Source organism: Clostridium sp. N3C (assembly GCF_900095445.1).
In the GTDB taxonomy this organism is placed as follows: Bacteria; Bacillota; Clostridia; order Clostridiales; family Clostridiaceae; genus Clostridium_AU.
Window position 1 is genome coordinate 48127 of record NZ_FMJL01000020.1, and the last position, 6709, is coordinate 54835.

Below are 6709 nucleotides of genomic sequence, written 5' to 3' on the forward strand. Positions count from 1 at the left end.
TGTTGCCGTTATATAAATCTTGAAAGAGATTTATAAGCTTTTAGAAACCAGGATAACTATGAAAGAAGTCGTTATAGTTAGTGCAGTTAGAACTGCAGTAGGTTCTTTTGGTGGAAGTTTAAAAGATGTTCCAGCTGTAGATTTGGGAGCATTAGTAATTAAGGAAGCTGTAAATAGAGCTGGTATAAAGCCTGAAATGGTTAATGAAGTAATAATGGGAAATGTATTACAGGCTGGATTAGGTCAAAACCCAGCTAGACAGGCAATGATTAAGGCTGGTCTTCCTGTTGAAGTATCAGCAATGACTATTAACAAGGTTTGTGGATCTGGATTAAGAGCTGTAAGCTTAGCTGCTCAGTTAATAAAGGCAGGAGATGCTGATGTAGTTGTTGCTGGTGGAATGGAAAATATGTCAAGAGCTCCTTACGTTCTTAACTCATCAAGATGGGGTCAAAGAATGGGTAATGGAACTATGGTAGATGCCATGATAAATGATGGTCTTTGGGATGCATTTAATGATTATCATATGGGTATCACTGCAGAAAACGTAGCTGAAAAGTGGAATTTAACAAGAGAAGAACAAGATGCTTTTGCTGCTGAATCTCAGGCTAGAGCTGCTAAGGCAATAGCTGAAGGCAAGTTTAAGGATGAAATAGTTCCAGTACTAGTACCTCAAAGAAAAGGAGACCCAATTGTATTTGATACAGACGAATATGTAAGACCTGATACTACAGTAGAGAAGCTTGCTAAGTTAAGGCCAGCATTCAAAAAGGATGGAACAGTTACTGCTGGTAACGCTTCAGGTATCAATGATGGTGCTGCTGCAGTAGTAGTAATGAGTGCAGAAAAGGCTGCAGAGCTTGGAATTAAGCCATTAGCTAAAATAGTATCCTATGGTTCAAGAGGATTAGATCCTCAAATAATGGGATATGGACCTGTAGGAGCAACAAAGGCTGCATTAGAAGCTGCAAATCTTTCTGTAGAAGATTTAGACTTAATTGAAGCTAATGAAGCTTTTGCATCACAATGCTTAGCAGTTGCAAAAGATTTAAACTTCGATATGAGCAAGGTAAATGTTAACGGAGGAGCTATAGCAATTGGTCACCCAATTGGAGCTTCCGGAGCAAGAATTCTTGTAACATTGCTACATGAAATGCAAAAAAGAGATGCTAAAAGAGGTCTTGCAACTCTCTGCATAGGCGGAGGTATGGGAACAGCCCTTATAGTTGAAAGATAAATTACTCAAATTTAAAGACTTAGAAGGTTATTTGCTTCTAAGTCTTTTTTATTTTTTCTCATACTTTTTTATAAAAAGTATATATTAATCATATTAACCTTTTAGGCTGGAGGAGATTACATTAATGGATAAGCATAATATTTATACTCTCAAGGGAATACTATTGTCAGATGTAATTATAGGAATGATTATATATTTGCTTATAAAATCTACAATTTTCAGTGATTTTGCAGAAATTATATTTCTAGGTTTAATAGTAGCTTATATTAATTTAGCAGTAAGCAGTTTTTATGCAAAGAGAATGTTTAAAAATAAATGGTTTATATTTTCCTATTTACTTATGCAAATGGTAGGGATAGTTGGTACAGCTTATATAGCGTATATATTCTACTTGACTAATAGCTTTAGCTCCTTATTTTTTTTAGGAGGCTATTGTACACATTTTATTGCCTTGGTACTTATAACTTTTAAGGATTTAATTAAAACATGAAAACTATACTGTTACTTTTGAACATATAGAAATTCTAATAGCCTGATTGCTTAGGAAAGGAAGTGGTAAGGTGGAGTCTGAAAATTCTGTTGGCCTTGCCTTTAAGATTTTTGGAATAAGGATTGAAATTACAACAAGTATATTAGTCCAATGGGCAATTATATTAGCCTTAACCTTTATTTCCATATTACTCACAAGAAATTTGAAAAGGAATCCGGATAAAAAACAAACTATATTAGAAATGTTTTATGAACTCATTGAAAATCTTGTTTTAGAAAATATGGGAAAGGAATATTTGCATTTTGTTCCCTTTGTGGGAATATTGGCTCTCTATCTAATGATTATGAATATTGTTCCGCTGGTAGCAGTTCCAGCACCTACAGAGGATTTAAGTGTTACTATTGGCATGGCTGTGGTTAGTTTTTTAGTAATACAAGGTTATAGCATATACAAGAATGGTTTAAAGGGATATTTTCTAGGTTTATTGCATCCTGTAGCAGTTATGCTACCAATGAATATAATTGAAAGAATAATGTTGGTAGTTTCACTTAGCTTACGATTATTTGGAAATATAGCTGCAGGATCTGTAATTATGGGCATAGCTTATAGTAGTTTGAGAGAAGGGAATCCATTTCTAAATATCGGAATACCTGTTCCTTTTCATTTTTACTTTGATATTTTTGATGGATTTATTCAAATGCTTATTTTTGTAATGTTAACTATGATACACATAAAAATAGTTGCTGAAGATTAATTTAAGGAGGGATTTTATTATGGATAGGGCTTTAATAGCAATTGCAGCAGCCTTGGCTGTATTAGGTTGTATAGGAGGAGCTTTTGGAACAGCAAAGGTAGCTTCTAAAGCGGTTGAAGGAGCAGCTAGACAACCGGATGCCAGTAGTAAAATATTAAGTTTGCTAGTTATAGGTGCTGCTTTTTCAGAAATTACAGCCATATTTTGCTTTTTAATAGCCTTTATACTAACTGGTAAGCTGTAATTATTCAACTATAAGGGGGCTTGGATGACATGAGTTTAGATATACACACACAAACAACTATATTTACAATAATAAACTTCTTTATACTGTATTTTATTTTAAGACATTTTCTATTCATACCTATTAACAAAGTGATTACAGATAGAAGAGAAGAAATTAATAAGAATTTGCAGGAAGCAGAAGAAAATAAGAATAAAGCTCAGCAGTATAAATTAGAAAGTGAAAATAAGTTAAAAGATTCAAAAAAAGAAGGTAAGGCTTTAATTGAAAAGTATAAAATTCAAGCTGAAAAAATTAAAGAAGAAATAATTAATAAGGCAGAGAAAGAAGCTAAGGAGATTATAAATAGGGCAGAGAAAGAAGCTCAATATCAAAGGGAAAAGGCAGAAGCTGAAATTAGAGAACAAGTAGTGTCCTTAGCCTTAGCTTTAGTAACTAAGGCCTTAGAAAAGCAAATAGATGAAAAGGAGCATAGACGGTTAATGGACGAATTTATAGAACAGGTGGGTAAATAATTATGTATGAGTATTTAGATCATAGATATGCTCTAGCTCTTTATGAAATTGCTGAAGAAAAAGGAAAAGAAGAACTTGTTTTGAATCAATTAAGGGAAGTTATAGATTTAATATATGGAAATGAAGACATAATGATGCTTCTAAAACATCCAGAAATAAACCTTTATAAAAAGAAGGAAACTTTCGAGTTAATTTTTAAAGGTAGAGTGGAAGAGGAAATTTATAATTTTTTAATGGTTCTATTAGACAAGGATAGGATTTTATTCTTAAAAGAGAAACTATATGAAATGGAAAAGATTCATTTGGAGAAAAACAACACTTTGCTAGCAAAAGTAAGAAGTGCTTTGCCTTTAAATGATGATGAAAGAGAGAAGTTATTAGAAAATCTTAAGAAAAAATATAATAAAAAAATAATTATAGAAGAAGAGGTAGATACAAGTTTGATTGGGGGTATCTTTGTAAAGGTTGGAGAGGATGTTATTGATGGATCTATTAAAGGTAGGTTAGAAAAGTTAAAGGAGGCAATGCTGAAATAAGAGGTGAAGTTGAATGATTATAAAGCCTGAAGAAGTTACTTCTATAATTAAAGGTAAATTAAAGGAATATGAAGGCAGAATAGAAACAGTATCTTCTGGTACTATAGTACAAATTGGGGATGGTATAGCTAGGGTTTATGGGTTGGATAACTGTATGGAAGGGGAACTTCTACAATTTTCTAATGGAGTTTATGGTATGGCTTTGAACTTGGAGCAGGATAATGTAGGTTGTGTTCTTTTAGGTTCAGAAGAGGGCATAAAGGAAGGCGACCTTGTAAAAAGGATAGGTAAGGTTGTTGAGGTACCAGTAGGTGAAGCACTAATAGGAAGAGTTGTAAACTCTTTAGGAGTTCCTGTTGATGGAAAGGGACCTGTAATAACTAGTGAAGCTTATCCTATAGAACATGAAGCTCCAGGAGTTATAGAAAGGCAATCTGTTAAAGAACCTTTACAAACAGGTATTAAAGCTATAGATGCTATGATTCCTATAGGCAAGGGACAAAGAGAACTTATAATAGGTGATAGGCAAACAGGAAAGACCGCTATAGCTATTGATACAATTCTGAATCAAAAGGGGAAAGATGTGATTTGCATATATGTGGCTATAGGACAAAAGCAGTCAACGGTAGCTCATATAGTAAATATTTTAAGCAAAATGGGGGCTATGGATTATACCATAGTTGTATCCTCTACTGCATCTGATAGCGCTCCATTACAATATATTGCACCCTATGCTGGATGTAGTATGGGTGAGTATTTTATGAATAAGGGCAAGGATGTGCTTATTGTATATGATGACTTATCAAAACATGCAGTAGCTTACAGAACTATGTCACTTTTACTAAGAAGACCACCAGGCAGGGAAGCCTATCCCGGTGATGTGTTTTACATACATTCTAGATTACTGGAAAGAGCCGCCAAGCTATCACAAGAGAAGGGTGGAGGTTCCTTGACGGCCTTACCTATAGTTGAAACCTTAGCAGGAGATATAACCGCTTATATCCCAACTAATGTGATTTCTATTACAGATGGGCAAATCTTTTTAGAGTCTGAATTATTCTATTCAGGTCAAAGGCCAGCAGTAAATGCAGGAATTTCTGTATCTAGGGTTGGAGGAAATGCTCAGATAAAGGCCATGAAAAGGCTATCTGGAACCCTACGATTAGAAATGGCACAATATAGGGAACTAGAAGCCTTTTCTCAATTTGGTTCAGACCTTGATATAGAGACCAAAAAAAGGTTAGAAAAAGGTAAAAGATTGGTGGAAGTGCTAAAACAAGATCAATACAATCCAATACCTGTAGAAAAACAAGTGATAATACTGTATGCAGCAGTCAACGGTTATCTTAATGATATAGAAATATCAAATATACGTAAATTTGAAAAGGCTCTGCTAGAGTATATAGATACCTATCATAGAAATGTTACAGTTTCAATAACTGAAAAGGGTGTATTAGATGAGGAAGCTGAGAAAGAGCTTAAGGAAGCTATAGAGGAATTTTTAAAGATCTTCTTAAGTGAACAAAAAGATAAATAGAGGTGTTTTTTATGTCTGCTGCAGGTTTAGTTATATTAAAAAGACGTATAGAATCCATAAAAAAGACTAGAAAAATAACGAGGGCAATGGGGTTGGTAGCTACTTCAAAGCTAAGAAAGAGCAGAAATGTCCTTGTAGGTAACAAATTATACTTTGATAAGATTTCATCTATCTTTCGAGAAATCATAAAGTATATACCTGAAGATAATATATATGTAGGTGCTCCCAAAGATGAGAATTGCTTATATGTAGTATTTACTTCTGATAAAGGTCTCTGTGGAAGTTATAACAATTATGTTGTAAATAAGATGAAGGATATTTATATAGATAGGAAGGAAAAATGCGGAATTTTCCTTATAGGACAAAGGGGGAAGGGACATTTTGAAAGATTAAACTTTAAGATTATTTCAGGCCCTTGGGAGCTATCAGATTTACCAACTGTTGAGGAAGTTAAAGCTATAATAAATAGCTTAGTTGGACTTTATAAAAGTGGTGAAGTTTCAGAAATAAATCTTGTATATACTAAATTTATAACCACGGTGAAAACTGAAATTATAGTTGAAAGGTTACTTCCCTTTGAAAGAGAGAATGCAGAGGGGGATATGGATTATACAATATTTGAGCCTTCCTTTGAAGAGGTTTTCGAAGAAATAGCAAATGCATATCTTAAAGAAAAGATATATTATGCTGCTATAAATGCAAAATCTAGTGAACATAGTGCAAGAATGAGAGCTATGGATGGAGCAACTCAAAATGCTAACGATTTATTAGGAAAACTACAGTTAAAATATAACAGGATAAGACAAAGTTCTATTACCCAGGAAATAAGTGAGATTGTGGGAGGATCTGAAGCACAGAGATAAGAAAGGTGGGAGATTATGTCGGACAATATAGGTAAAATAGTGCAAATTATAGGTCCAGTTATTGATATCAAATTTAATTCTGATAATCTTCCCAATATTCTTAATGCGCTAGAAATAAAAATGGAAAATAAAACTATTGTGGTGGAAGTAGAGCAGCACATAGGAGATGAGATTGTAAGAGCTATTGCTATGGAACCTACTGAAGGATTGAGAAGGGGAATGCCTGTTTATGACACTGGTAAGCCTATTTCTGTTCCAGTAGGAGAGGAAGTTTTAGGAAGATTATTTAATGTTTTAGGCAAACCTATAGACAATGCAGGAGATATAAAGAGTGAAACTAGATATCCTATACATCGGTCAGCGCCAAGTTTTGAAGAGCAATCAGTGGAACCGGAGATGTTTGAAACCGGTATAAAGGTTATTGATCTATTAGCGCCCTATCAAAAAGGAGGAAAGATAGGGCTTTTTGGAGGAGCAGGTGTAGGTAAAACCGTTTTAATTCAAGAGCTTATAAACAATATCGCTAAGGAGCA

The 6709-nt window shown here is 33.9% G+C and carries 8 protein-coding genes and 1 pseudogene; all 9 read left to right on the top strand.

The genetic code is table 11. The annotated features are described in order from the left end of the window. The first annotated feature begins 58 nt into the window (after positions 1 to 58). On the top strand, positions 59 to 1237 hold the full coding sequence (locus tag N3C_RS07710) for an acetyl-CoA C-acetyltransferase (RefSeq protein ID WP_074365467.1): 1179 nt from the start codon (positions 59 to 61) through the stop codon (positions 1235 to 1237). A 124-nt stretch (positions 1238 to 1361) separates the two neighbouring features. Beyond that, positions 1362 to 1727, top strand: a complete 366-nt coding sequence (locus N3C_RS07715; RefSeq protein WP_074365468.1) for a hypothetical protein — start codon at positions 1362 to 1364, stop codon at positions 1725 to 1727. A gap of 70 nt (positions 1728 to 1797) precedes the next feature. Beyond that, positions 1798 to 2481, top strand: a complete 684-nt coding sequence (locus N3C_RS07720; protein ID WP_074365469.1) for a F0F1 ATP synthase subunit A — start codon at positions 1798 to 1800, stop codon at positions 2479 to 2481. Between the two features lie 19 nt (positions 2482 to 2500). Beyond that, a complete protein-coding gene (gene atpE, locus N3C_RS07725; protein ID WP_074365470.1) occupies positions 2501 to 2725 on the top strand; it encodes an ATP synthase F0 subunit C in 225 nt (74 codons plus the stop codon). Positions 2726 to 2754: 29 nt separating this feature from the next. Beyond that, entirely contained in the window at positions 2755 to 3240 is a 486-nt protein-coding gene (locus N3C_RS07730; protein WP_074365471.1) for a F0F1 ATP synthase subunit B, read from the top strand. 2 nt (positions 3241 to 3242) lie between these two features. Further along, positions 3243 to 3776, top strand: coding sequence for a F0F1 ATP synthase subunit delta (locus tag N3C_RS07735; protein ID WP_074365472.1), 534 nt, complete (start codon positions 3243 to 3245; stop codon positions 3774 to 3776). A gap of 13 nt (positions 3777 to 3789) precedes the next feature. Next, on the top strand, positions 3790 to 5313 hold the full coding sequence (gene atpA / locus N3C_RS07740; protein ID WP_074365473.1) for a F0F1 ATP synthase subunit alpha: 1524 nt from the start codon (positions 3790 to 3792) through the stop codon (positions 5311 to 5313). 11 nt (positions 5314 to 5324) lie between these two features. Further along, a complete protein-coding gene (gene atpG, locus N3C_RS07745; protein ID WP_074365474.1) occupies positions 5325 to 6176 on the top strand; it encodes an ATP synthase F1 subunit gamma in 852 nt (283 codons plus the stop codon). Between the two features lie 15 nt (positions 6177 to 6191). Continuing rightward, positions 6192 to 6709 (top strand): annotated as a pseudogene (locus N3C_RS07750) (F0F1 ATP synthase subunit beta); the annotation flags it as partial.